The sequence below is a fragment of the Pseudomonas sp. Con_6 genome (genome assembly GCF_059379395.1).
The window spans coordinates 3,962,598-3,988,084 of the sequence record NZ_CM182011.1; the positions used below are offsets into that span (position 1 = coordinate 3,962,598).

The 25,487-nt window shown below is 64.6% G+C and carries 21 protein-coding genes; 9 read left to right on the plus strand and 12 right to left on the minus strand.

Annotated elements, in window-relative coordinates; translation table 11 throughout:
- Window positions 1–9 precede the first annotated feature (9 nt).
- The gene (locus tag AC5QPF_RS17590; RefSeq protein WP_494959109.1) at window positions 10–729 is read right to left on the minus strand and encodes a phenylalanine--tRNA ligase beta subunit-related protein; all 720 of its coding nucleotides are present in this window, start codon (window positions 727–729) and stop codon (window positions 10–12) included.
- Window positions 730–963: 234 nt separating this feature from the next.
- On the opposite strand from AC5QPF_RS17590, the gene AC5QPF_RS17595 reads away from it, so the two are divergent.
- Window positions 964–1,245 (plus strand): phosphopantetheine-binding protein, encoded by a 282-nt coding sequence (locus tag AC5QPF_RS17595; RefSeq protein ID WP_494959110.1) that lies wholly within the window; start codon window positions 964–966, stop codon window positions 1,243–1,245.
- A gap of 13 nt (window positions 1,246–1,258) precedes the next feature.
- Complete coding sequence (locus AC5QPF_RS17600) at window positions 1,259–1,483, plus strand: phosphopantetheine-binding protein (RefSeq protein ID WP_494959111.1); 225 nt, start codon at window positions 1,259–1,261, stop codon at window positions 1,481–1,483.
- Window positions 1,484–1,525: 42 nt separating this feature from the next.
- Here AC5QPF_RS17600 and AC5QPF_RS17605 read toward each other — a convergent pair whose 3' ends face one another.
- Window positions 1,526–2,440, minus strand: coding sequence for a site-specific integrase (locus AC5QPF_RS17605; protein ID WP_500862556.1), 915 nt, complete (start codon window positions 2,438–2,440; stop codon window positions 1,526–1,528).
- Between the two features lie 189 nt (window positions 2,441–2,629).
- On the opposite strand from AC5QPF_RS17605, the gene AC5QPF_RS17610 reads away from it, so the two are divergent.
- Complete coding sequence (locus AC5QPF_RS17610; RefSeq protein WP_494959112.1) at window positions 2,630–3,277, plus strand: DUF1345 domain-containing protein; 648 nt, start codon at window positions 2,630–2,632, stop codon at window positions 3,275–3,277.
- A gap of 302 nt (window positions 3,278–3,579) precedes the next feature.
- Window positions 3,580–3,840, plus strand: coding sequence for a DUF1652 domain-containing protein (locus AC5QPF_RS17615; protein WP_330078133.1), 261 nt, complete (start codon window positions 3,580–3,582; stop codon window positions 3,838–3,840).
- Between the two features lie 3 nt (window positions 3,841–3,843).
- Here AC5QPF_RS17615 and AC5QPF_RS17620 read toward each other — a convergent pair whose 3' ends face one another.
- From AC5QPF_RS17620 to AC5QPF_RS17660, 9 genes are all read right to left on the minus strand, one after another.
- A complete protein-coding gene (locus tag AC5QPF_RS17620) occupies window positions 3,844–5,928 on the minus strand; it encodes an EAL domain-containing protein (RefSeq protein WP_494959113.1) in 2,085 nt (694 codons plus the stop codon).
- A gap of 332 nt (window positions 5,929–6,260) precedes the next feature.
- Window positions 6,261–7,745, minus strand: coding sequence for an efflux transporter outer membrane subunit (locus AC5QPF_RS17625; protein WP_494959114.1), 1,485 nt, complete (start codon window positions 7,743–7,745; stop codon window positions 6,261–6,263).
- Window positions 7,742–10,855, minus strand: a complete 3,114-nt coding sequence (locus AC5QPF_RS17630; RefSeq protein ID WP_494959115.1) for an efflux RND transporter permease subunit — start codon at window positions 10,853–10,855, stop codon at window positions 7,742–7,744. Before AC5QPF_RS17630 ends, AC5QPF_RS17625 begins: the two co-directional genes overlap by 4 nt.
- A 31-nt stretch (window positions 10,856–10,886) precedes the next feature.
- The gene (locus AC5QPF_RS17635) at window positions 10,887–13,988 is read right to left on the minus strand and encodes an MdtB/MuxB family multidrug efflux RND transporter permease subunit (protein WP_494959116.1); all 3,102 of its coding nucleotides are present in this window, start codon (window positions 13,986–13,988) and stop codon (window positions 10,887–10,889) included.
- Window positions 13,985–15,295 (minus strand): MdtA/MuxA family multidrug efflux RND transporter periplasmic adaptor subunit, encoded by a 1,311-nt coding sequence (locus AC5QPF_RS17640; protein ID WP_494959117.1) that lies wholly within the window; start codon window positions 15,293–15,295, stop codon window positions 13,985–13,987. The genes AC5QPF_RS17635 and AC5QPF_RS17640 overlap by 4 nt, the downstream gene beginning before the upstream one ends.
- A gap of 303 nt (window positions 15,296–15,598) precedes the next feature.
- Window positions 15,599–16,099, minus strand: coding sequence for a thiol peroxidase (tpx, locus tag AC5QPF_RS17645; protein ID WP_494959118.1), 501 nt, complete (start codon window positions 16,097–16,099; stop codon window positions 15,599–15,601).
- Between the two features lie 196 nt (window positions 16,100–16,295).
- Entirely contained in the window at window positions 16,296–17,576 is a 1,281-nt protein-coding gene (locus AC5QPF_RS17650; protein ID WP_494959119.1) for a serine/threonine transporter, read from the minus strand.
- Window positions 17,577–17,862: 286 nt separating this feature from the next.
- A complete protein-coding gene (locus tag AC5QPF_RS17655; protein ID WP_494959120.1) occupies window positions 17,863–19,056 on the minus strand; it encodes an aromatic amino acid transaminase in 1,194 nt (397 codons plus the stop codon).
- A gap of 156 nt (window positions 19,057–19,212) precedes the next feature.
- Window positions 19,213–20,223, minus strand: coding sequence for an Ldh family oxidoreductase (locus tag AC5QPF_RS17660; RefSeq protein ID WP_494959121.1), 1,011 nt, complete (start codon window positions 20,221–20,223; stop codon window positions 19,213–19,215).
- A 148-nt stretch (window positions 20,224–20,371) separates the two neighbouring features.
- Here AC5QPF_RS17660 and AC5QPF_RS17665 point away from each other — a divergent pair, with 148 nt between their 5' ends.
- The 5 genes from AC5QPF_RS17665 (at window position 20,372) to AC5QPF_RS17685 (ending at window position 24,867) form a co-directional block, all read left to right on the plus strand.
- On the plus strand, window positions 20,372–21,235 hold the full coding sequence (locus AC5QPF_RS17665; RefSeq protein ID WP_494959122.1) for a MurR/RpiR family transcriptional regulator: 864 nt from the start codon (window positions 20,372–20,374) through the stop codon (window positions 21,233–21,235).
- A gap of 29 nt (window positions 21,236–21,264) precedes the next feature.
- Window positions 21,265–22,023 carry a transporter substrate-binding domain-containing protein gene (locus tag AC5QPF_RS17670; RefSeq protein ID WP_494959123.1) on the plus strand — a complete coding sequence of 253 codons (759 nt, stop codon included), beginning with the start codon at window positions 21,265–21,267 and terminating at the stop codon, window positions 22,021–22,023.
- Window positions 22,024–22,172: 149 nt separating this feature from the next.
- Window positions 22,173–22,892, plus strand: coding sequence for an ABC transporter permease subunit (locus AC5QPF_RS17675; RefSeq protein WP_494959124.1), 720 nt, complete (start codon window positions 22,173–22,175; stop codon window positions 22,890–22,892).
- On the plus strand, window positions 22,889–23,599 hold the full coding sequence (locus AC5QPF_RS17680) for an ABC transporter permease subunit (protein ID WP_494959125.1): 711 nt from the start codon (window positions 22,889–22,891) through the stop codon (window positions 23,597–23,599). The genes AC5QPF_RS17675 and AC5QPF_RS17680 overlap by 4 nt, the downstream gene beginning before the upstream one ends.
- A gap of 26 nt (window positions 23,600–23,625) precedes the next feature.
- The gene (locus AC5QPF_RS17685; protein WP_494959126.1) at window positions 23,626–24,867 is read left to right on the plus strand and encodes an FAD-dependent oxidoreductase; all 1,242 of its coding nucleotides are present in this window, start codon (window positions 23,626–23,628) and stop codon (window positions 24,865–24,867) included.
- Between the two features lie 49 nt (window positions 24,868–24,916).
- Here AC5QPF_RS17685 and AC5QPF_RS17690 read toward each other — a convergent pair whose 3' ends face one another.
- Window positions 24,917–25,477: a DUF4174 domain-containing protein gene (locus AC5QPF_RS17690; protein WP_494959127.1), complete on the minus strand. Its 561-nt coding sequence runs from the start codon at window positions 25,475–25,477 to the stop codon at window positions 24,917–24,919.
- Between the last annotated feature and the right edge of the window lie 10 nt (window positions 25,478–25,487).

The window sequence follows — 25,487 nt, forward strand, 5'->3', positions numbered from 1 at the left end:
GGCGGGTACTCAGGCGAGATCGAGGGTCAGGGTCGGCTGCCCGGCGTGCAGCACGCCATGACCCAGGCACTCGCCGCCACAGAAGCGCGCCACCAGCTCCACCAGGTCGGCCATGGCCGCCTGCACATCGGCGGCGCTGGTGGGCGGCAGGCCGTCGATATCGAAGAACACGCAATCGGTATCGGCCAGGGTGCGGGTATCGGCGGCCTGACGCCAGGTCCAGCGCCGGGTCAGGACCCGCGAGCCGGCGGCGAGGACGATCTCGCCGCTGGCGATGCTTTCCGGCTCCACGCCTTGCTCGATCAGGAAGCGGTCGTCGTCACGGGCCTTGCGCAACTCGATTGCCCGCGACTGCAGACCGATAGGATGTACGCCTGCAGGCAGCAGGTAACGCAGGGACAACAGGTTGCCGATATCCACCAGCGGATTGATATCCGGCAGGCTGTCGGGCTTGAGCACACGGCGGCTCAGGGCCTCGATGGCGCTGCGGTGCTCCGACGGCTTGGCGCCGAAACGCCGATAGGCGTCACGCCAGGCGGCGATCTGCGGGAAGTCGGCGGGGTTGCCGGTGATGCGCTGGCGCACGCTGTGTTCACCGGCGCGCAACTGCGCGGTGAGTTCGGCGTCGGGACGGCGGTTGTCGAGGTTGCGGAACACCACCACGCCGCGGCGGTAATCGGGGTGGTCGTGGAAAATCTCGGGGCTGACCGAATAGGTGAAGGTGCTCACAGGCGCTCCTTGTGCGAGGCGGGAATCAGGCAGCTTGGCCAAGCCGGGTGGCGCGACTATAGCACCCGTCCCGGCGTCGCGAGGTCACCGCTTCGTGCATGGCAGCTATGCGCGAAACGGATACTCGGCTGGCTGAGGTACCTGATATTTCTGTCAGTTTCACGCGAGCGGCGGCTCTGTTGAAATAGCCCTGTCACCCAGTAGTGGTCACGGTCCTGCCGGAGTACCGCCGCCATGAGCGCACAGGAAGATACCGAAACCCTCGTCTACTCCATCGTCGCCCACAAGAAACACCTCGCGCGGGTCAACCGCGACCAGCACTTTCGCGATGACCTTGGCATCAGCTCAATGGATGCACTGGAGATCCTGATCCTGGTTGAAGACCAGTTCCATATCGAGATCCCCGACGAGGACAGCGAGCGCCTGGAGACAGTGGGGGATTTAATCGATGACGTCAGTACGCGGCTGAGGCGGGCTGTCGGAGGCGATGGGTGTTTTGATGGAACTCATGGATAACGGAGAAGCGAAGATGAGCGTTGAAACAATTGTACTTTTGATCGAAGACTACATGAATTGCGGAAAACCAATCGGCCCCAAGAGCAAACTGGAGGAATTGGATGTGGACTCGCTCAACCTGGCGGAGATCACCGGAATGTTGAAGGAACATTTTGGTATTCACCTGGAACATGGCGATATCACGGCGGCGTCAAGTATTGCCGATATCGCGGCGCTGGTGAAAAAACGCCAGGGCTGATATGCAGTGAAGGACTTCGGAGCAACAGCGTCCGGAGAATCATCAATAGTCATACCGATCCACCGCCCGCCGCCGCTCGTTGTCATCGCGCATGTCGTAGTTGGCCGTCGTCTGGATATTGCTGTGGTGCGCCAGCTTCTGCGCGATCGACAGGTCATGCTCCTCGATCACCCGGGTGATGAACGAGCGGCGGAAATCGTGGGGCATGATCTTCACCCCGACCTGCTGGCCGCGCTGGCGGGCGATGTAGTAGATGGCGTGCTTGGTGATGCGTTCGCGGGTGATATGACTGCCGCGGCGGATACGGTTGAACAGGAAGCTGTCGTCCGCCTGCCCCGCCGGCAGCTGCTCGCGACGGAATTTCAGCCAGGCTTCGAGCTTCTCGAAGGCCCATACCGGCGCGTACTTGATCAGTTGCTTGTTGCCCTTGCCCAGCACCTGCAGGCTGCGCTCGGCGAAGTCGACATCGGCCAGGTCGATATCCACCGACTCGGACTTGCGCATGCCGGTGCCATACAACAGGGCGATCACCGCTGCATCGCGCAGGCCCTGGGGTCGCGGGTCGGCGGCGCAGGCGTCCATCAGCTCGCGAATCAGCGTGCGCTTGAGATTGCGCCCTACCGGCAGGCGACTGCCCTGCACGCCTTTGACCTCGCGGATGCGCAACAGGCGCTCTTGGTCGATCAGGCCCAGGCGCCAGGCTTCGTTCATCACTCCGCGAATGGCGTTGACGTATAGCGAGGTGCTGTTCGGCGCGTAGCCATCCGTGCGCAACGCCGCCACCAGGTCGGTGACATGAGTGGGGTCGAGTTGGTGCCAGGGCACCTCGACGATATCGATGTCGTCGAAACCGAGGCGGTCGGCGGCGTCCTGGAGGACGTACTTCATGGTCAACTGGCTGGAAGGTGCCAGTCGGGCGAGGTATTGCAGCAGCGGGTTGGGCAGTGACTCGGGCAAACCTTGGGGTTCCTCGACAGCAGGGGTAACCGGAGCGGCGCAGGATGACCGAGGCAGGAAACGGGGGCAAGTGCTTTCAGACCGCTGTCAGCAGGTCCGGCCCGCGATTAGGCCATCAACAGCGACGCGGAACACCCAGACCCGCCACAGCGTCTACAGTTGCCAGGTCAACAAGCGCAACGAGGTCCCATGGCATTCCACCAACTTCCCCGCACCCACCCCCGCCTGAGCCTCGCCGCCTTGCTCGGCATCGTCGGCGGCCTGCTGATCCCGGCCGGCGACAAGGTCCAGCATATCCTCGCCGGCTGGAACATCGCGGTCTGGCTGTACCTGGCGCTGGTCCTGCGACTAACCTGCAAGGGTGGTGCCGACAAGGTGCGGCACGTCGCGGAGGAAGAAGACGAAAACGCCGTGCTGGTGCTGTTCGTGGTCAGCATCGCAGCGATCGCCAGCCTCGCCGCAGTGACCCTGCAACTGGTGGGCAGCAAGGACCTGCAAGGCCAGGCGCTGCTCCTGCACTACGCCTGGACCGGCCTGACCGTGGCCGGCTCATGGCTGCTGATCGGTACCATCTTCAGCCTGCACTACGCCCGCCTGTTCTACACCAGCGATGGCCAGGAACCGCCACTGCGCTTCGCCGACGGCGAGCGCCATCCCGACTTCTGGGACTTCCACTACTTTTCCTTCACCATCAGCGTCGCCGTGCAGACCTCCGACGTCGGCATCGGCGGCCGCACCATGCGCCGGGTCGTGCTGTTCCATTCCTTGATCGGCTTCCTGTTCAACACGGCAATCCTCGGATTCACCGTGAATATCGCCGCCGGTCTGCTGAGCTGATCACCTGCACGCGGATGAAAGGCATTTGCAATCACGCCGTTGGTCGGAAACCTTGGATCCCAAAACGTCCTGCGACCGTCGGTATTCCGTCGTTTCGCCTTGCCCCTGCGGGCAAAACCAGCGGAGAAAACGTTTGCGCAAAATCGCGGTCATGATGGGAATGTGACAACCGTCATGGAACGGTAAAAAGCAGCGGGGATTATTCCTTTTCCTACAAAGTAATACTGCTATGGTTAGCCTCTGGCCGGAAAAGGCCTACAGATTCATTCGGGGTCATCGTCGCGTTGTACAAGGAGGCCTGCATGAACAAACTCACCTTCCCGGGCGCCTGCCAGATGATGCGCTGGCATTTCCATCCGCTGGGCTTCGAAGCGAGCATGGATGCACCGCGCAGCATGGTCGCCCGTCTGTTCGACCGGGCCACCGGCGAAACCCTGCTGGCGATTGCCGGCATCCCCTGCTCCACCGTCATGGCCGCCCACGATGTGGAGCGGATCATCGAGGCGGTGGAAGACGAGCTGGAAGCCTTCCGGCCGTCCTGTGCCCTGCAGCGCTCGGCCTGATAATCAAACCCGAGCCTGAGCCGCCTTTACCCGCTCGATATCCTTGAGAAACCGCTCGGCCGGCACCGGCTGGCCGAGCAGATAGCCCTGCAGCGAATCGCATCCCAGTCGGGTCAGGAAATCCTGCTGGCGATCGGTTTCCACGCCTTCGGCAACGATGCGCAGGCCCAGTGCCTGGCCCAGTGCGACGATCGCTGAGACGATCGCTGCGTCGTCGCTGTCCTGCTCCAGATCGCGCACGAAGCCGCGGTCGATCTTCAGCTCGTTGGCCGGGAGGCGCTTGAGGTACATCAGGCTGGAATAGCCCGTGCCAAAGTCGTCGATCGACAGGTCCACGCCCATGTCCGAAAGCCGTTGCAGCACGCACAGGCTGGCGTCGGCATCGCGCATGGCGGTGGTTTCGGTGATTTCCAGGGTCAGGCTGTTGGGCGAAAGGTTGTTGCGCTGCAACGCTGCGGCAACGCTATCCACCAACCCGGCATGGCAGAACTGGATGGCCGAGAGGTTCACCGCGATGCGCCAGTCGCTGTAGCCCTGGTCGACCCACTCGCGCATCTGCCGGCAGGCCTCCTCCAGCACCCATTCGCCGATGGGAATGATCAGCCCGGTCTTCTCCGCGAGGACAATGAAGCGATCCGGCAGGAGCAAGCCCATGCTCGGGTGATCCCAGCGCAACAAGGCTTCTGCACCGATCGGATGACGGCCGATGGCGTCGTACTTTGGCTGGTAGAACAGACGGAACTGCTTTTCTTCCACCGCAGTGCGCAGGTCCTGCAGCAGTTGCAGTTGCAGGCGCGCGTTGCTGTTCATCGACACGTCGAAGAAGCTGTAGGCGTTCTTGCCGCTGCTCTTGGCGTGGTACATGGCAGCGTCGGCGTTGCGCAGCAGCTCGTGCTGATCGGTGCCATTGCCGGGATAAAGGACGATGCCGATGCTCGCCGAGATCTGCAGGTTCTGCTCGGCGACGCGGAAGGCACGGGACACCAGGTTGACCTGTTTGGCGGCGACGTTGACCGCGTCGTCCGGGTCTTCCAGTTCCACCAGCAGGACGAACTCGTCGCCGCCGATGCGCGCCAGGGTGTCCTGGCTGTGCAGGTGGCCGCGCAGGCGCACCGCCACTTCCTTGAGCAACTGGTCGCCGGTGTGGTGGCCAAAGGCGTCGTTGACCGGCTTGAAGCCGTCCAGGTCGATGAACATCAGCGCGAACTGGCCGCCATGCTCGGCCACCTTGTTCATCGCCTGGTCGATGCGGTCAGCCAGCAGGGTACGGTTGGGCAGCCCGGTCAGGGTGTCGTGCAGGGCCAGTTGAGTCAATTCCTGGTTGGCCAGGGTCAGCGAGCGCGCCAGCTCCGCAGTGCGGGCTTCCAGGCGGGCGTCGAGGACCGACGTCAGCAGCGCCACCGCAAGCACCGCCAGGGTGGTGATCAGCACCAGGTAGTCGAGGCCGTCACCGTTGAAACCGCCTTCGAAGGCACCGCAGTAGCTGCCTTCGGGGAAGTTCGCCGCAGCCATGCCGGTGTAGTGCATACCGACGATGGCGATCCCCATGATCACCGCCGCACCACCGCGCACCTGGCGCACGTAGGGGGTGTTGCGGCGCAGGCGGAAGGCGATCCACAGCGCCGCCATGGAGGCACCGACGGCGATCAGCAGGGACAGGCCGAACAGCAGCGGGTCGTACTGGATGCCCGGCTGCATGCGCATCGCCGCCATGCCGGTGTAGTGCATGCAGGCGATGCCCGCGCCCATGATGCCGGCGCCGAGCAGAAGCATGCGCAACGGCAGGCTGCGCTGGCTGACCAGCCACAAGGCAAAGCCCGAGGACAGCACGGCAATGATCAGCGACAGCAGGGTCAAGGTGACGTCGTAGCCCAACTGGATTGGCAGGCTGAAGGCGAGCATGCCGATGAAGTGCATCGACCACACGCCCATGCCCATGGCCATCGCGCCACCGGCCATCCACAGGTACACCGAACGGCCCTTGGCCGTGGCCAGGCGGCCGGTGAGATCGAGGGCGGTATAGGACGCAAGGATCGCCACGCACAGGGAGATCACGACCAGGGAGGGGGAATAACTGCCGATCAGCATGAAGGGATCCACGGATGGTACGGCGACGGCAATGTGCCAGCGCAAAATCCGATGATTGTACTCAAGCTTTCAGGAAACGCACGGAGTTTCCGTGGTGGGCGGATGAACTGATGGTCGGGGATGGGCTGCCCGGTACCTTGTGGCAGCGAGCGTGCTCGCGAACGGGCGCGAAGCGGCCGTAAACCTGAGTCCCGAATGCATCTGGCACACCGTGCAGACAGGATTTGGGGCCGCTATGCGGCCCTTCGCGACGGTTCGGCGCTCCGACAAGCTCGCTGCCACAGGAATTCAGCGGTGCCAGCAAGAACCGTGGATGAGGCCCGAAAGCCTTGTTACTCCTCGGCCGACACCATATTCCCGTCCCAGCCGCCACCCAGCGCTGCGATCAGTTGCACACTGGCCACCAGCCGCCCCTGCAGCAGGGTCAGCACGCTGCGCTCGTTGCTCAGCGCCGTGGTCTGCACGTTGACCACGTCCAGGTAGCCAATCAACCCGGCCTTGTACTGGTTCTCGGTCAGGCGCAGCGATTCCCGCGCCGACTCCAGCGCCTCCTGGCGCACCTGGGACTCGTCGGCATACACCTTGAGCTGCACCAGGTAGTTCTCCACCTCGCGGAAACCATCCAGCACCGTCTGCCGGTACTGCGCCACGGTCTGGTCGTACACCGCCTCGGTGCGGTCAACCTCGGCCGAGCGCTTGCCGGCATCGAACAGGGTCATGGCCAGGCTCGGCCCCACCGACCAGAAGCGGTTCGGCAGGCTGATCCAGTTGCTGAAGCTGCTACTGCTGTAGCCGCCGCTCATGCTCAGGCTCAGATCGGGGAAGTACGCGGCACGGGCCACGCCGATATTGGCATTGGCCGCCATCACCTTGCGCTCCGCCGAAGCGATGTCGGGACGGCGCTCCAGCAACTGCGACGGCAAGGACAACGGGATCTGCGGCAACGCCGGAATGTCGTCGCTGGCCGCCAGGGAGAACTCCGCCGGCAGCTTGCCCAGCAGCACGGCAATGGCGTTCTCGTACTGGGCGCGCTGCCAGACCAGATCCACCAGGTCCGCCTCGGTGCTCTTGAGCTGGGTCTGCGCCTGGGCCACCGCGTCCTTGCCGGAAACCCCGGCCTGGTACTGGTTCCGGGTCATCTTCAGCGAGCGCTGGTAGGCCGCCAGGGTCTTCTCCAGCAAGCGCTTCTGCTCGTCGATCACCCGCAGTTGCAAGTAGTTCTGCACCAGCTCCGATTGCTGGCTCAGGCGGATCGAGGCCATGTCGGCAAAGCTCGCCTCGGCGCTGGCTTCGTTGGCATTCAGGCCTTCGCGCAGCTTGCCCCAGAGGTCGATTTCCCAGCTCACCCCGAGCTGGGTGCTGTAGGTGTCGCGGATACCGCTGCTGTTGTTGCTCAGGCTGGAACTGCTGCTGCCGGTGCCCTGGCTCGAACGGTTCTTGCTCGCGCTAAGGTCCAGACTGGGGAACAGTGACGCCCGCGAACTACGCACCAAGGCTTGCGCTTGACGGTACTGGGCCTCGTATTGGCGTACGGTCTGGTTACCGGCATTGAGCTGTTCGACCAGCGAATTCAAGCGGGCATCGCCATACAGCTCCCACCAGGCACCACGGGCCAGAGCGTCGGACGGGGTGGCCTGGGTCCAGCCCTCGGCGTGCTTGAACGGCACCTCGGCGTGCATGTCGGGCCGCTGGTAATCCGGGCTCAAGGTACAGGCGCTGAGCATGGCCGTGCACAGGCTGGCGGCCAGCAGGCGCGAACCACGCGCCCCCAGCAGGCGCATCAGCGACGGATCGGAAAGAAGCAGACGTTGGCTCATAGCGGGGTTTCCAGGGCAGCATCGGTACGCACGCCGCGCCAGCGGTTGAAGCGATGGCGCAGGCGGTCGAGATAGAGGTAGACCACCGGGGTGGTGTAGAGCGTGAGCACCTGGCTGAAGACCAGGCCACCAATGATGGTCAAGCCCAGCGGCCGGCGCATTTCCGAGCCTTCGGCGCTGCTCAGCAGTAACGGCAAGGCGCCGAGGATGGCCGCCAGGGTGGTCATCAGGATTGGCCGCAGGCGCAGCAGGCAGGCGCGGCGAATCGACTCTTCCGGGTCCAGGCCTTCATGGCGCTCCAGTTGCAAGGCCAGATCGATCATCAGAATGGCGTTCTTCTTCACCACGCCGATCAGCAGGAACAGGCCCAGCAGCGAGATCAGGCTGAACTCGCCGCCGGTGGCGTACAGGGTCAGCAAGGCCCCTACCCCGGCCGACGGCAGCGTCGACAGGATGGTCAGCGGGTGGATGTAGCTTTCATAGAGGATGCCCAGCACCAGGTACACCAGGACCAGGGCGCCGAGGATCATCAGCGGCTGCCCTTGCTGGGTCTTGACGAAGGCGTTGGCGGTGCCGCCGAGCTTGGCGATCACTTCTTCCGGCAGACCGACCGCGGCCACTGCCTTCTCCACCGCCGCCAGGGCCTGGTCCGGGCTATGGCCCTCGGCGATATCGAAGGAGATATCGTCGGCAGCGAACTGGCCTTCGTGACTGACCCGGTCGTCGGCCAGGGTGTTCTCGTAGTGGGCGATGGTCGCCAGCGGCACCCGCGCGCCATCGGCGGTGATCACCTGCACCTGCTCCAGAGTGCTCGGGTCCTGGGCGTATTTCGGGTTGATCTCCATCACCACCTGGTACTGGTTGAGGCTGTCGTAGATGGTCGAGATCTGCCGCTGGCTGTAGGCGTTGTTGAGCACCGCGGTGATCATGCTCATGTCGATGCCCAGACGCTTGGCCTGGTCGCGATCGACCACCAGGGTCACCTGCTGGGTGCCGCCGCCGTCGCGGGCGTCGATGGCGGTCAGCTCCGGCAGCGCGCGCAAGGCTGCGACCACCTTCGGGTACCAGGTGCGCAAGGCGTTGAGGTCGCCGCTCTGCAGGGTATAGAGATACTGCGAGGTAGTCTGGTCGCGGCCACCGCCGCCCAGTTGCAAGTCCTGGTCGGCCTGGAGGAACAGGCGCCCACCCGGGACCAGCGGCATGTTCTTGCGCAGGCGCTCGATCACCGCCTGGGCGTCGAGCTTGCGCTCCTTGATCGGCTTCAGGCGCACCAGGACCATGGCGTTGTTGGTGCCGCTGTTGCCGCCGATGAAACCGGCCACGCTCTGCACCGCCGGGTCGGCGAGCAAGGCTCGACGGTAGATCTCCATCTTCGGTTGCATGACGGTGAACGACAGACCGTCGTCGCCGCGCACGAAGCCCATCAACTGGCCGGTGTCCTGCTGCGGCATCAGGGTCTTGGGCACTACCACGTACAGGGCGATGTTGACGCCGACGGCGACGAACAGGCTGAGCAGGGTCAGGCGCCGATGACGCAGAGCCCAGCCGAGGCTGCGGTCGTAGCCGGCGACCATGCGCTGATGGACCTTGTCGCTCCAGCGTTGCAGGCGGGTCTGTCCGGCGTCTGCGGAATGGGGCTTGAGCCAGCGCGAGCAGAGCATCGGGGTCAGGGTCAGGGACACCAGCAGGGAGACGATGATCGCCGCCGCCAGGGTGATGGAGAACTCGCGGAACAGCGCGTTGACGATACCGCCCATGAACAGGATGGAAACGAACACCGCCACCAGCGAGACGTTCATCGACAACAGGGTGAAACCCACTTCCTTGGCCCCGAGGTAGGCCGCACGCATTGGCGGCTGGCCGTCTTCGATATGCCGGGAGATGTTCTCCAGGACCACGATGGCGTCGTCCACCACCAGGCCGGTGGCGAGGATCAGTGCCATCAGCGACAGGTTGTTGAGGGAGAAGCCGCACAGGTACATCACGGCGAAGGTCCCCACCAGCGACACCGGAACCGCCAGGGTCGGGATCAGCGAAGCGCGCAGGTTGCCGAGGAACAGGTAGACCACCAGCACCACCAGCACCACGGCGATCAGCAGGGTGTGCTCGGCCTCCTTGAGGGTCGCCTTGATCACCGGCGAACGGTCCATGGCGATATTCAGCGTGACGCTGGACGGTAGCAAGGATTGCAGGGCCGGCAGCTCGGCCTTGATCTGCTCGACGGTCTCGATGATGTTGGCCCCGGTCTGCCGGTTGATCACCAGCAGCACCGCCTCCTGGTCGTTGAAGAAGCCACTGTTGTAGCGGTTCTCCACGCCGTCGGTGACCTTGGCCACATCGCTCAGACGCAGCACCGAGCCGTCCTGGTAGCGGATCACCAGCGGTTCGTAGTCCTTGGCCTTTTCCAGCTGGTCGTTGGCCCGCACCTGCCAGTTGCGCGCGTCATCCTCGACGAAGCCCATGGGCCGGCGCTGGTTGGCCGCGGCCACGCTGGCACGCACGTCGTCCAGGGCCAGGCCGTACTGGGCAAGCATCTTCGGTTGCAGCTCGATGCGCACCGCCGGCAGCGAACTGCCGCCGATCTGCACCTCACCGACACCATTCACCTGGGACAGGCTCTGGGACAGGATGGTCGAGGCCAGGTCATAGAGCTGCCCCTTCTGCAACACCTCGGAGGTCAGCGACAGGACCATGATCGGCGCCTGCGACGGGTTGATCTTCTTGTAGGTCGGCATGCTCTTCATGCCGCTGGGCAGCAGGTTGCGCGCAGCGTTGATGGCCGCCTGCACTTCCCGCGCGGCGCCGTCGATGTCGCGATCGAGGTCAAAGCCGAGGATCACCCGCGTCGAGCCCTGGCTGGAGCTGCTGGTCAGCGTGGTGACACCGGCGATGGTACCCAGCTTGCGCTCCAAGGGCGTTGCCACCGTGGCCGCCATCACCTCGGGGCTGGCCCCGGGCAGGCTGGCCGAGACCACGATTACCGGGAAGTCCATCTTCGGCAGCGGCGCCACCGGCAACAGGCCGAAGCTCACCCCTCCAAGCAGCATGATCGCCAGGCTCAGGAGCATGGTCGCCACCGGGCGACGGATAAAGGGAGCGGAAAGGTTCACGACGCACTCCCCGTCAGCAGGCGGACGTCGCTCATGCGTGCTCTCCGGCGGCATCCGGCGGCGCCTTCTTGAAGCGCTGCGCGAGCCGGTCGAAGTACAGATAGATCACCGGCGTGGTGAACAGCGTCAGCACCTGGCTGACCAGCAACCCGCCAACCATCACCAGGCCCAGCGGCTGGCGCAGCTCGGCGCCGGAGCCACTGGCGAGCATCAGCGGCACGGCGCCAAACAGCGCGGCCAGGGTGGTCATCAGGATCGGCCGGAAACGCAGGAGCGCGGCCTGGTAGATCGCGGTCTGCGGGTCCAGGCCCTGGTGCCGCTCGGCCTCCAGGGCAAAGTCGATCATCATGATCGCGTTCTTCTTGACGATGCCGATCAGCAGGATGATGCCGATGATGGCGATCATGCCCAGGTCGTTGCCGCTGAGGATCAGCGCGAGCAAGGCGCCCACCGCCGCCGACGGCAGGGTCGAAAGGATGGTCACCGGGTGGATGTAGCTCTCATAGAGCACGCCCAGCACGATATACATGGTCACCACCGCGGCGAGGATCAGCAGCAGCGTACTGGACAGCGAGGCCTGGAAGGCTTCGGCCGCGCCCTGGAAGCGGGTCTGCACGCCGATCGGCATGCCGATGTCCTTCTGCACCTGCTCGATCAGTTGCACGCCCTCGCCCAGGGACACGCCCTCGGCCAGGTTGAACGACATCATCACCGCCGGGAACTGGCCGATATGGGCAATGGCCAGTTGTGCCTGGCGCTCCTCGACCTTGGCCAGGGCCGACAGGCGTACCTGGCTGCCGGCGGTGGTCTTGACGTAGATGCCATCCAGCGCCTTGGGCCCGAGGGTCGACGCGGCTTCCGCCTGCAGCACCACGCGGTACTGGCTGGCCTGGGTATAGATGGTGGAGATCTGCCGCTGGCCGAAGGCGTCGTACAGGGCGTTGGTGATTTCCGTGACTGTCACGCCAAGGCGGCTGGCGGCGTCGCGGTCGATCACCAGGTAGACCTGCAGGCCCTTGTCCTGCAGGTCGCTGGCGACGTCGGTGAGCTGCGGGTACTGGTGCAGGGTCTGCACCAGCTTGTCGCTCCAGGTGGCGAGCATCTCGGCATCCGGCGACGACAGGCTGAACTGGTACTGGGTGCGGCTGACGCGGTCCTCGATGCTCAGGTCCTGTACCGGCTGCATGAACAGGCGGATGCCGCTGAGGCGGTCAACCTTCGGTTGCAGACGGGCGATCACCTGGGCGGCGGTCAGGTCACGCTCGCCATGGGGCTTGAGGTTGATCAGCAGGCGGCCGCTGTTGAGCGTGGCGTTGTCGCCGTCGACGCCGATGTAAGAGGACAGGCTCTCCACCGCCGGGTCTTCGAGGATCAGCGCCGCCAGTTCCTGCTGGCGCTGGCTCATGGCGGTAAAGGAAATCGACTGGGGCGCCTCGGAAATGCCCTGGATCACCCCGGTGTCCTGCACCGGGAAGAAGCCCTTGGGCACGGCGATATACAGCAGCACGGTCAGGCCGAGGGTGGCCACCGCCACCAGCAGGGTCAGCGGCTGGTGACGCAGCACCCATTGCAGGCTGCGGCCATAGTGTTCGATCAGCCAGTCGATCCAGGCGCCGCTGGCACGGTAGAAGCGACCCTGCTCTTCCGGTTTCGGCTCACGCTTGAGCAAACGCGCGCACATCATCGGCGTGAGGGTCAGGGAGACCACCAGGGAAATCAGGATCGCCACCGCCAGGGTGATGGCGAATTCGCGGAACAACCGCCCTACCACGTCGGCCATGAACAGCAGCGGAATCAGCACGGCGATCAGCGAGAAGGTCAGCGAGACCAGGGTGAAGCCGATCTGCCGCGCGCCCTTGAGCGCTGCCTGGAATGGCGTCTCGCCCTCCTCGATATGACGGGCGATGTTCTCCAGCATGACGATGGCGTCGTCCACCACGAAGCCGGTGGCGATGGTCAGCGCCATGAGAGTCAGGTTGTTGATGGAGAAGCCGGCCAGGTACATGACGCCGAAGGTGCCGATCAGCGACAGCGGCACGGCGATGGACGGGATCAAGGTGGCGCTGATCCGACGCAGGAACAGGAAGGTGACCATGACCACGAGAGCGATGGCGAACAGCAGCTCGTGCTGCACGTCGCGCACCGAAGCGCGGATGGTCTGGGTGCGGTCGGTGAGCACCACCACGTCGAGGCCGGCTGGCAGGTTGTCGGTGATCTCCGGGAGCATGCTCTTGATCCGGTCGACCACCTCGATGACGTTGGCCCCCGGCTGGCGCTGGATATTCAGCAGCACCGCCTGGTTCTGGTTGGCCCAGGCCGCCAGGCGCTCGTTCTCGGCACCGTCGACGATCTCGGCGACATCCTTCAGGCGCAGCGGCGCGCCATTGTTGTAGGCGAGGATAAGATTGGCGTATTCCTCGGGGGAACGCAGCTGGTCGTTGGCGTCGAGCATCGACACCCGCGTCGGGCCGTCGAAGTTACCCTTGGGCTGGTTGACATTGGACGCACCGATCAGGGTACGCACGTCGGCCAGATTGAGACCGTTGGCCGCCAGTGCCTCGGGATTGACCTTGATCCGCACGGCCTGGCGCTGGCCGCCGGCGATACTGACCATGCCCACGCCGCTGATCTGGGCGATCTTCTGCGCCATGCGCGTATCGACCAGGTCGTTGAGCTTGGGCAGCGGCATGGTCTTCGAAGAAATCGCCAGGGTCAGCACCGGGGTGTCCGCCGGGTTGACCTTGTTGTACACCGGCGGCGCCGGCAGGTCGCTGGGCAGCAGGTTGCTGGCGGCGTTGATCGCCGCCTGCACCTGTTGCTCGGCAACGTCCATGTTCATTTCCAGGCTGAAGCGCAGGGTCAGCACCGAGGCGCCGCCGGAGCTGGTGGAAGCCATCTGCTCAAGGCCCGGCATCTGCCCGAACTGGCGTTCCAGCGGCGCGGTCACGGCGCTGGTCATCACCTGCGGGCTGGCGCCGGGGTACAGGGTCATGACCCGGATGGTCGGGTAGTCGACCTGCGGCAGGGCCGCCACCGGCAGCAGCTTGTAAGCGATCAGGCCGGCCAGGACGATGGCCAGCATGGTCAGGGTGGTGGTGACCGGGCGGAGAATGAACAGGCGCGAGAGGTTCATGCGCCAGCCTTGCGTTCAGCGGCCGGGGCTTCGGAGACGGCGGGTTTGTCCTGACCCTGCAAATGCTGGCCGGGGGTGGCCGGGACCTTGGCCGGATCGTCCACCACCTCGACCGTGGTGCCATCGCGCAGGCGGTCGGTGCCTTCCAGCACCACGCGCTCGCCCTTGGCCAGGCCTTCCTTGATCACGGTGTTGTCACCATCACTGGCGCCAACCTTGAGGGTGCGGATATGCACCTTGTTCTCGGCGTCAACCACATAGACGAAGGTGCCGTTGGTGCCGAACTGGATCGCTGCCGCCGGGGCAAGGACCACATTTTTCTGCGTGTCAGCGAGCAGGCGAACGTTGACGAACTGGTTGGGGAACAGGGCTTCGTCCTTGTTCTCGAAGCGCGCCTTGAACTTCAGGGTGCCGGTGGTGGTGTCGATCTGGTTATCGATGCTGCCCAGCACGCCGCTGGCCTGCTGGCGGGTGTCGCCGCGATCCCAGGCTTCCACCGGCAGCGGCGTGCCGCTGCGGTAGCGGGCGAGCACGGTGTCGAGGTCGCTTTCCGGCAGGGTGAAAGCCACGGTGATCGGCTGGGTCTGGGTGATTACCACCAGCGCGGTGGTGTCGTTGGCCGCCACCAGGTTGCCGAGGTCGAGCTGGCGCAGGCCTAGGCGGCCGCTGATCGGCGCGCGGATCCTGGTGAAGTCAAGATTGAGCTTCGCGTCGCCCACCGCCGCCTGGTTGGTCTTGATCGTGCCTTCGTACTGGGCCACCAGCGCCGCCTGGGTGTCGAGGGTCTGTTTGGCGATGCTGTCCTCGGCATACAGGCCTTTATAGCGGGCCAGGTCGATCTGCGCGTTCTTCAGTTGCGCGAGGTTCTGCGCCAGGGTGCCTTCGGCCTGCTGAAGGGCGATCTGGTAGCTGCGCGGGTCGATCTCGGCGAGCAGGTCGCCGGCCTTGACCTGCTGGCCTTCCTTGAAGTGGATCTTGACCAGTTCCCCCGCCACCCGGCTACGCACATTGACCGTGTTGGTCGCGGTCACGGTACCGAGAGCCTTGTAGTACAGCGGGAAGTCACCCACCGTCGCCGCCGCCACGCGTACAGGCACACTGGCGGTGGATGTACCGAAGCCCGGACGCCCCGTCCCGCTCATCGCACCACGGCGGCCACCGCCATTGTGCGGCTTGGCGTCGCCCTGGGCGGCCGGGGTGGTGTGGGTCGAAGCGCTGGGCCACAGCCACCAGCACAGGCCGGCGATAACCAGCAAAATCAACAGGCTGAAGAGCCAGCGGCGGGACGAACGGGAGGAAGATTGCATCGGGTTCTCGGCCATGAGTACGCAGGAAACTTTGAAGGAGGCTGAACGATAAGTTGTTGAGAAGAATTAGCAAAGCGCCTTTACCGGCTATTTACTGATCGCTGACGTTTGCAAGCGCCTGAACTTTAATGGAAAGACATGGCAGTTGGGGCCGCTTTGCGGCCCTTCGCGAGCAAGCTCGCTCCTACAAAGGTCCTGCGCAATCCTGTAGGGCTGCGAAGCAGCCCCAAAAGGCTGAATGAAAAACGGCCTGGACTAAGCCAGGCCGTTTCAAGGTGTTGCAATCGCCGTGGGCGATTCGCCTTACTTCAGTACTGCCAGGGCAGCGTCGTAGTTCGGCTCTTCGGCAATTTCACCAACCAGTTCGCTGTGCAGGACCTTGTCGTTCTCGTCCAGCACCACGACCGCGCGGGCGGCCAGATTCTTCAGCGGACCGTCGGCGATGGCAACGCCATAGTTCTGCAGGAACTCGCCGCCACGCAGGGTCGACAGGTTCTTCACGTTGGTCAGGCCTTCTGCGCCGCAGAAGCGGGCCTGGGCGAACGGCAGGTCGGCGGAGATGCACAGCACCACGGTGTTGGCGATGTCATTGGCCTGGGCGTTGAACTTGCGCACGGAGGTGGCGCAGGTCGGAGTGTCGACGCTCGGGAAGATGTTCAGCACCTTGCGCTTGCCGGCGAAGTCTTTCAGCGACACGTCAGCCAGGCCTTCGCCGACCAGGGAGAACGCTGGAGCCTGGGCGCCGGCCTTTGGCAGTTCGCCGTTGACCTGAACCGGATTGCCTTTGAGAGTCACTTGAGCCATGAGCGGAGTCCTTATGCGGGGATTGAAAGGACCCAGAGTTAAGCACGAAAGTGCGCAGGCACCTACGGGGGAATGCAAATTGTTGAATTGCCAGACAATTATTGTGGACAATCCGCAACTTTAAAGCCGAACAATTTGCTGGCGACTGTCGCGGACCCTGTGGGAGCGGGTTCACCCGCTCCCACAGGGTTTCGCGTCAAGGCAGCAAGGAGTAGACCACCGACGAAAGCGCCACCAGGCCTACCACCGTGACGAACACGTTCGACAGCTTGCCACTGTACTTGCGCATCGCCGGCACACGGCGGATCGCGTACATCGGCATCAGGAACAGGATCGCCGCGATCACTGGCCCGCCCAGGGCTTCGATCATGCCGAGGATGCTCGGGTTGAGGGTGGCGACGATCCAGCACACCACCAGCATCAGCGCTGCGGTCACCCGGTCCAGGGTCTTGGCCTCAGGACGCTTGCCGGTCTTGAGGATGATGCCTTTCAAGCCCTCGCTGGCACCGATGTAGTGGCCGAGGAACGACTTGGCGATGGCGACGAAGGCGATCAGCGGCGCGGCGAAGGCGATGGTCGGGTTGCTGAAGTGGTTGGCCAGGTAGGACAGGATCGACAGGTTCTGCGCCTTGGCCTCGGCCAGTTGCGCAGGCGACAGGGTCAACACGCAACTGAAGACGAAGAACATCACCATAGCCACCATCAGCAGGTGCGCGCGGGCGAGGATCTGGCCGCTGCGCTGGTCGGCGTTGTCACCGTAGCGGCGCTTCTGGTCGACGGCGAAGGCCGAGATGATCGGCGAATGGTTGAAGGAGAACACCATCACCGGGATCGCCAGCCACAGGGTATGCAGGAAGGCGCCGCCGCCAGGCAGGTCGCCGGCGGTGGCGAGGATGCCGCCGTTCCAGTGCGGAACCAGGAACACCGCAAGGAAGGCCAGGGCGACGATGAACGGATAGACCAGCAGGCTCATGGCCTTGACGGTGGCCTGCTCGCCGCAGCGGACCACGCCCAGCAGGCCGAGGATCAATACGAAGGACAGCAGCGCGCGAGGCGGCGGCTGGATGTGCAACTGGTGCTCCATGAAGCTGCCGACGGTGTTGGTCAGGGCTACCGAGTAGATCAGCAGGATCGGGAAGATCGCAAGGAAGTACAGGACAGTGATCATCGCCCCGGCGCTGAGGCCGAAATGCTCTTCGACCACGTCGGTGATATCGCCATCGCCACGCCCGGAAAGAACGAAGCGGGTCAGGCCACGGTGCGCGTAGTAGGTCATCGGGAAGGCCAGCAACGCCAGGATCAGCAGCGGCCAGAAACCGCCGAGGCCGGCGTTGATCGGCAGGAACAGGGTCCCGGCGCCGATAGCGGTGCCGAACAGGCCGAGCATCCAGGTGGTGTCATGACGGTCCCAACGCGAAAGGCTCGCGGCAGGGGCGGATTCGAAGCGTTGTTCAACGCTCGGGGACTGCTCGTTCATTCCGGGTGCAACTCCACTCGCAAGACTGCAACAGCACCGGAAGTGGCTGAATAGACGCTTCAACGCACCCCGGCTATCAAAGAGGGGCGCGATTGTGCGCTGAAAGGTTGCACTTGCAAAGCCCTGTCCGAGGAATGGTTGCACCTTTGCGGTGCACCTTCAGGGTCTGAATGGAGACTTCAAAATCTGACGCGGGCCCTGTGGGAGCGGGTTCACCCGCGATTGCAACAGTGAGTCCACTGCCGTAATCGCGGGTGAACCCGCTCCCACAGGTATCGCGCTGGCCTTACTGGACGGCGGCGAACGCCTCGGCCACCTGCTGCAGGTTGTCCGGACGCAGGCCCGACATGCACACCCGACCGCTGTCGATCAGGTACACGCCAAACTCGTCACGCAGGCGACGCACCTGGGCGACACTGAACCCGGTGTAGCTGAACATGCCACGCTGGCTGAGGAAGAACGAGAAGTCCTGGCCCGGCAGCAGCACCGCCAGTGCATCCACCAGCCCCTGGCGCATGTCCAGGATACGCAGACGCATCTGCTCCACTTCCTCGGCCCACTGGGCATTCAGGCCGGCATCATTGAGCACGGTGGCCACCAGTTGCGCGCCGAACGCGGGCGGGCTGGAGTAGTTGCGGCGCACAGTGGCCTTGAGCTGGCCGAGCACGCTGGCCTGGGTCTCGGCGTCGTCGCAGACCACCGACAGGCCCCCGACCCGCTCGCCGTACAGCGAGAAGATCTTCGAGAACGAGTTGCTGACCAGGCACGGCACGCCGGCACGGGCCGCTTCGCGGATGGCGAAGGCGTCGTCCACCAGGCCGCCGCCGAAGCCTTGGTAGGCGATATCGAGGAACGGAATCAGGTTGCGTGCCTTGACCACCTCGATCACCTGCTCCCATTGGGCGTGAGTCAGGTCGACGCCGGTCGGGTTGTGGCAGCACGGGTGCAGCAGGACGATGCTGTTGGCCGCCAGGACATTCAGGCTGGCGAGCATGCCGTCGAAGTCGACGCCGCGGGTGGCCGGGTCGAAGTACGGGTAGGTGTGCACCTTGAAGCCCGCGCCTTCGAAGATTGCGCGGTGGTTGTCCCAGGTCGGATTGCTGACCCAGACCTCGGATTCAGGGAAGTAGCGCTTGAGGAAGTCGGCACCGACCTTCAGCGCGCCGGAACCACCGACGGTCTGCACGGTGGCGACGCGGCCGCCGGTCACTGCCGGGTGATCGGCGCCGAACAGCAGGTTCTGGATCGCCTGGCGGTAGCCGGCCAGGCCTTCCATCGGCAGGTACAGCGAGGCTTCGTGAGGCTTGTCGGCCAGGCGCTTTTCCGCCTCGCCCACGGCGGCCAACTGCGGTACCACGCCGGCGGCGTCGTAATACAGGCCGATGCTCAGGTTGACCTTGTTGGTACGCGGATCGGTCTTGAACGTCTCCATCAGGGACAGGATCGGGTCACCAGCATAGGCATCGACATGTTTGAACACAGCGCACAACTCCTTGGGAGAGGATCAATCGAACAAAGTGTGTCGAGGATACCCGGAGTGAAGCGCAAGGAACATGCCCCACGCGCAACCGATGTATGCGCGGGTGCACGAACTCTGACTTGCTCGCTCCCACAGGTTATCTGTCCTTCCTCCGTGTCAGGCCAGGGATTGCAACTGTTCCCACTCTTGCGCCGTCACGCTCACACCCTCCGCGTCCGACTTCGCCCGCTCCCTGAACCGCCGCTCCCCCGGCATTCGCGTCACCCCCACCGCCTCCATCTGCCGCACCAGTTCGCGGCTGCGCTCGGCAAAGCGCTCGCCCTGGGCCAGATGCGGGTCGATGACGATCAGCAATTGCCCGGTCCACGGCGTCTTCGCTCCCGGATGCTTCGACCAGTCGAACTCGAAGGAGAAATTGCCGCCGGTCAGCGCCGCCGCCAGCAGCTCTACCATCATCGACAGTGCCGAGCCCTTGTGCCCGCCAAACGGCAACAGCGCGCCGCCGTCGAGGATCGCTGCCGGATCGCAGGTCGGCTTGCCCTCACGGTCGACGCCCATGCCTTCTGGCAGCAACTGCCCCTTGCGCGCAGCGATCTGCACGTCGCCATGGGCAATCGCACTGGTGGCCATGTCGAAGACGATCGGCGCTGCGCCCGCGCACGGCGCGGCAAAGGCGATGGGGTTGGTGCCGAACAACGGCCTCTGCGCGCCCTCGGGCACCACGCAGGTCATGCTGTTGACCACGCTCAGGGCCACCAGCCCTTCATCGGCGAACGGCTCGACATCCGGCCACAACGCCGCAAAGTGATGCGAATTGTGGATCGCCAGCACCGCGATCCCGGCACTTCGCGCCTTGCTGACCAGCAGTCCGCGCGCCGCCGCCAGGGCCGGCTGGGCGAAACCGCCAGCGGCATCGACGCTGATATAGCCACTGGCCACATCGCGCACCACAGGATCGGCCCGGCCATTCACCCAGCCGCTAGCCAGGGTCGAGACATATCCCGGAATACGAAATACCCCATGGCTGTGGGCGCCATCACGCTGGGCGCTGGCGCAGTTGTGGGCCAGCACGGCGGCCACCGCCTCGCTGCAGCCATGGCGGAAGAAAATACGCTGCAGCAGGTTCGCCAGTTCGGCGAACGGAATCTGTCTGGCAGGTGCGGACATCTGGAGCTCCCTTGATTGGAATTGAAATGGGAACAGCGACAGCAATGAACGTGACTTTCCCTTTATGACAGCAAACTGTCAAATATTGACTTGATGACAGAAAACATTCATTTTCTGCTTCAAGCACCATTGCCAACGAGACCCGCCCGTGAGCCAACCGATCAAGCAACGCCTGGAAAACAGCCTGCACGACGCCTCGGCCTCAGGTCGCAAGATCGCCAGCCATATGCTCGCCCATCTCACCGACCTGCCCTTCGAGACCTCCGCAAGCCTGGCGCAGAAGATCGGCGTCAGCGAGTCCAGCGTCGGTCGTTTCTGCAGGTCCCTCGGCTACGAGCACCTGAAGGCGCTTAAGCAGGACCTCAAGGACGACCTCGGTGACGGTCCGTGGCTGGTGGGCGATCGGCTGCAAGAATTCCGCCAACAGCCCGGCGACGACGGCGAAGGCCGCAGCCTGGAACTGGAGATCGCCGCACTGGTGCGAGTTCACGAATACCGCCGTACCGCCGAATGGGATCGCGTGGCCCAGCGCCTGGCCGAGCGCCCGCGGGTGTTCGTCGCCGGATTCCAGACCGAACGCGGCATCGCCTTGGGCATGACCCACCTGCTGCAATACCTGCGCGACGGCGTGCAGACCGTGGACGGCAGCGCCGGACACTTCGGCGAGGTGCTGCTGGGCGACCCCGAGCGCTGCGCGCTGGTGGTCTTCGAAGCGCGCCGCTACTCGCGCCACGCCCTGCTCCTGTGTCGCAAGGCACGGGAAGCGGGCATCCCGGTAACACTGGTTACCGATACCTTCTGTGACTGGGCCGATGCCAATGCCGACGAGGTGTTCCGTATCCCCACCCAGTTCAACCTGTTCTGGGAGTCCACCGCGACGATGCTGTCGTGGGTACACCTGATGGTCAACGAGGTCTGCAAGAAACTCGGACCTGATGTTGAAAAACGCTTGGACGCAACTGCCGCTCTACACAACGAGTTCGTTGGCTACACGTCAACGGCAAAACAATAGACAGAGAGTGCATTTCACAGAGGTGTCAGATGAAACCAGTCATTCGTTTCGCGGGGGCTTGCGCGTTGCTGCTGGCCGGCATCACGGCGGCCCAGGCCGAAACCCTGAAGATCGCCACCGAGGGAGCCTACCCGCCGTTCAACTACGTGGACTCGGACAACGCCCTGCACGGCTTCGACGTGGATATCGCCAAGGCCCTGTGCGCGCAGATGAAGGTCGAATGCACGGTGGTGGCCCAGGACTGGGAAGGCATCATCCCGGCACTGATCGCGCGCAAGTACGACGCGGTGGTGGCGTCGATGATCGATACCGAGGAACGGCGCAAAAAGATCGCTTTCACCAACCATTACTACCGCACCCCGCTGTCGGTGGCGGTACCCAAGGACAGCGAGATCACTGACGCGCAGACCACCTTCAAGGGCTACACGGTGGGCGCACAATCGTCCTCGACCCAGGCCATCTATGCCGAGGACGTGTACGGCAAGGCCGGCGCCGACGTGAAGCTCTACCCGACCCTCGACGAAGCCAACGCCGACCTCGCTGCCGGGCGACTGGACGGGGTGATCGCCGACAAGTTCCCGTTGCTGGAATGGCTGAAGAAGAGCGGCAACGAGTGTTGCAAGGCGCTGGGTGATGTCGAGGGCACGAGGGCGGATGCGGCGATCGCGGTGCGCAAGGACGACGAGGCGCTGCGCGAGCGCTTGAACAAGGCGCTGGATGCCATCGTGGCGGACGGGACTTACCAGAAGATCGCCGGCAAGTACTTCGACTTCGACATCTATAACTGATCGCGGCGTCGCCTTCACAGGCCTCATCGCAGGCAACGCCCGATCCCACAAGAACGGTGTGCATCGCGAATCCTGTGGGAGCGGGCGTTGCCCGCGATGAGGCCTGTGAAGGCACCAGAACAACAACAGCCAGCCCGGAGACTCCAGGCATGCTCGACCACCTCTCCCTGCTCTCCTTCGCCAGCGGCGGCTGGGGCCAGGCGCTGCTCGCCGGGGCCCTGGTGACCCTGGCGCTGGCCCTGGCCTGCCTGCCCATCGGCCTGCCCCTGGGCCTGGTCGTGGCCCTCGCTGCACGCTCGAACAAACGCCTGCCACGGGCCTGGTCCACGCTGTTCTCCACGGTGTTCCGCGGCCTGCCCGAACTGCTCACCCTGCTGATCATCTACTACGGCTGCCAGATCGCCGCGCAGAAGATCCTCGCGGCCCTCGGTTACCCGGGCGAAGTCCTGATCAACACTTTCCTCGCCGCCATGGTCGCCTTCAGCCTGGTGTTCGCCGCCTTCTCCAGCGAAATCTGGCTGGCCGCCTTCAAGACTGTGCCCAAGGGCCAGTACGAAGCCTGCGCCGCCCTCGGCCTGCGCCCGCGCACGGCCTTCGCCACGGTGATCTTCCCGCAATTGCTGCGCATCGCCCTGCCCGGCCTGTCCAACAACTGGCTGTCACTGCTCAAGGACACCTCGCTGGTCTCGACCATCTCTCTGGTCGACCTGATGCGCCAGACCAACCTGGCGGTCAGCGTGACCAAGGAGCCGATGCTGTTCTACGGCGTCGCCTGTCTCTGCTACCTGCTGTTCTCGGCGCTCTCGGGACGGGTGTTCCAGGCCATCGAGCGGCACTACAGCCGTCACCTGCGGAGCGCGCGGACATGACCTTCGACGACCTGATCGGCCTGGTGTTGAACCCCGAACTGCTGGAGCGCTATGGCCCACGCTTCCTCGACGGCCTGCTGGTCACGGCGAAGCTGGTGGCGATCTCCTTCACCCTTGGCGCCGTGCTCGGTCTGCTCCTGGCCCTGGCGCGGATGTCTCGCAGCCGCATCCTGCAGCGCCTGAGCGCCAGCTACATCTATTTCTTCCGCGGCTCGCCGCTGCTGGCGCAACTGTTCCTGCTGTATTACGGCCTCGGCTCGCTCAAGGCCTTCTGGCAGGACGTCGGCCTGTGGTGGTTCTTCCGCGACGCTTGGTACTGCACCCTGCTCGCCTTCACCCTGAACACTGCGGCCTACCAGGCGGAGATCTTCCGAGGCAGCCTGCTGGCAGTGGCACCGGGTCAATACGAGGCGGCCGATGCCCTGGGCCTGAAACGCTCGACCACCTTCTTCAAGGTGATCCTGCCGCAGTCGCTGGTGGTGGCCATCGGTCCGCTGGGCAACGAACTGATCCTGATGATCAAGGCCAGCGCCATCGCCTCGCTGGTAACCATCTACGATCTGATGGGGGTGACCAAGCTGGCCTTCTCCCGCAGCTTCGACTTCCAGATCTATCTCTGGGCCGCCGTGCTTTACCTGCTGATCGTGGAAAGCGTGCGCCGTGCCCTGAAACGCATCGAGGCCCGCCTGGGCCGCCACCTGCGCTGAACCCTTGCCGTAGAGGAACCATTTACATGCATTGCGACACCCTCATTCTCGGCGCCGGCATCGTCGGCGTCAGCAGCGCGCTGCACCTGCAGGCGCGCGGCCGCAAGGTCATCCTGATCGATCGCGACGAGCCCGGCAGCGGCACCAGCCACGGCAATGCCGGGCTGATCGAGCGCTCCAGCGTGATCCCCTACGCTTTCCCCCGCGAACTGAAGAAGCTCGCCCGCTACAGCCTCAACCGCCAGTCCGACGTGCGTTTCAGTTGGCGCTACCTGCCCAGGATCGCGCCCTGGCTGCTGAGCTACTGGAGCAACTCCGCGCCGGTGCCGCTGGCCGAGGCGACCAGCGCCATGCTGCCGCTGGTGCAGCGCTGCGTGGAAGAGCATGACGTACTGGTCGAGGCCGCCGGTGCCCAGGCGCTGATCAAGTCCAATGGCTGGATCGAGGTGTACCGCGACGATGTGGCCTTCGCCGCAGCCAAGGCCGACGCCGACGCCGTGCGCCGCTACGGGCTGGCCTTCGACATCCTCGACCGCCAGCAACTGCACGCCCGCGAAGGCGACCTCGGGCAGAGCGTGGTCGGCGGCATCCACTGGCTCGATCCGAAGACCGTGAGCAACCCCGGCGCCTTGGTGCGTGCCTACGCGGCCCTGTTCGTCCAGCGCGGCGGACAGTTCATCCATGGTGACGCGCGCAGCCTGCGCCAGATCGCCGGTGAGTGGCAGGTGGACAGTCGTCGCGGCCCCATCACTGCCAAGGAAGCGGTGATCGCCCTCGGTCCGCAGGCTGCGGAGCTGTTCAAGCCGCTGGGCTACCGCATTGCGCTGGAGATCAAGCGCGGCTACCACATGCACTTCCAGGCCCGTCCCGGGACGCAGTTGCAGCATTCGCTGTGCGACGTCCAGGCCGGCTTCGTGCTGGCGCCGATGGACCAGGGCATCCGCCTGACCACCGGCATCGAGTTCGCCGCCAGCGGCGACCCGGCCAACGAGATCCAGTTGCAACGCTGCGAAGCCGTGGCGCGCACGCTGTTCCCCCTCGGTGAACGCATCGACAAGGCGCCCTGGCTGGGCCGCCGGCCGTGCCTGCCGGACATGCGGCCGGTGATCGGGCCGGCCAGTCGGCATCCGGGGCTGTGGTTCAACTTCGGGCACGCCCACCATGGCCTGACCCTGGGGCCGGTGAGCGGGCGGCTGTTGGCGGAGATGATGACGGGCGAGGCCACCTTTACCGATCCTGCCCCCTACAGCGCCGAGCGCTTTCGCTGAAACAATGAAGAAGGGCCGACGCTGTTGAGGCGTCGGCCCTATTCATTTTTCAGTCATCCAATGGCTTGGGTGGCGGCAGCGGCTTCGCCGGCTTGGCCGGTTTTGCTGCTTCGCCCGGCTTGCCAGCCTTGCCCGGCTTGGCCTCGGCCACTGGCGCGGGCTCCGGAGCCGGGGTGGTGATCGCCTTCTCTTCGGGGGGCAACTGGTCTACCGCAGCAAAGATCTGCGCCATGTCCAGCTTGCCATCGTTGGCGATCGGGTGCTGGCTGCCATCCTTGCCCACCAGGGTCACCTGGGTACCGTTCTGCGCGCCGCGGCTGACCTGGCGGATCAGGGCCATGGTGGTCTGCTGTTCGAGCGCCTTGTCCTCGCGTTTGCCGACCATGCCGGCGATGCTGTAGAGCACCAGGTTGCGCTCCTTGAACCCCGCCTGGTTCGCCGGATCCTTGAGCGCCTCGTTGATCCCGCGCAACACCGGGTCGGCGGTGGTAGGCGCAATGATCACCAGCGGACGGGCCCTGCCCAGCTCCGGATCCAGGGGTTTGTCATCGGCGAACAACGGACCAGCGATGGCCAGCAGGACGGCAAGGGTCAGGGACCGGGCGAGCATGTGTTTCTCC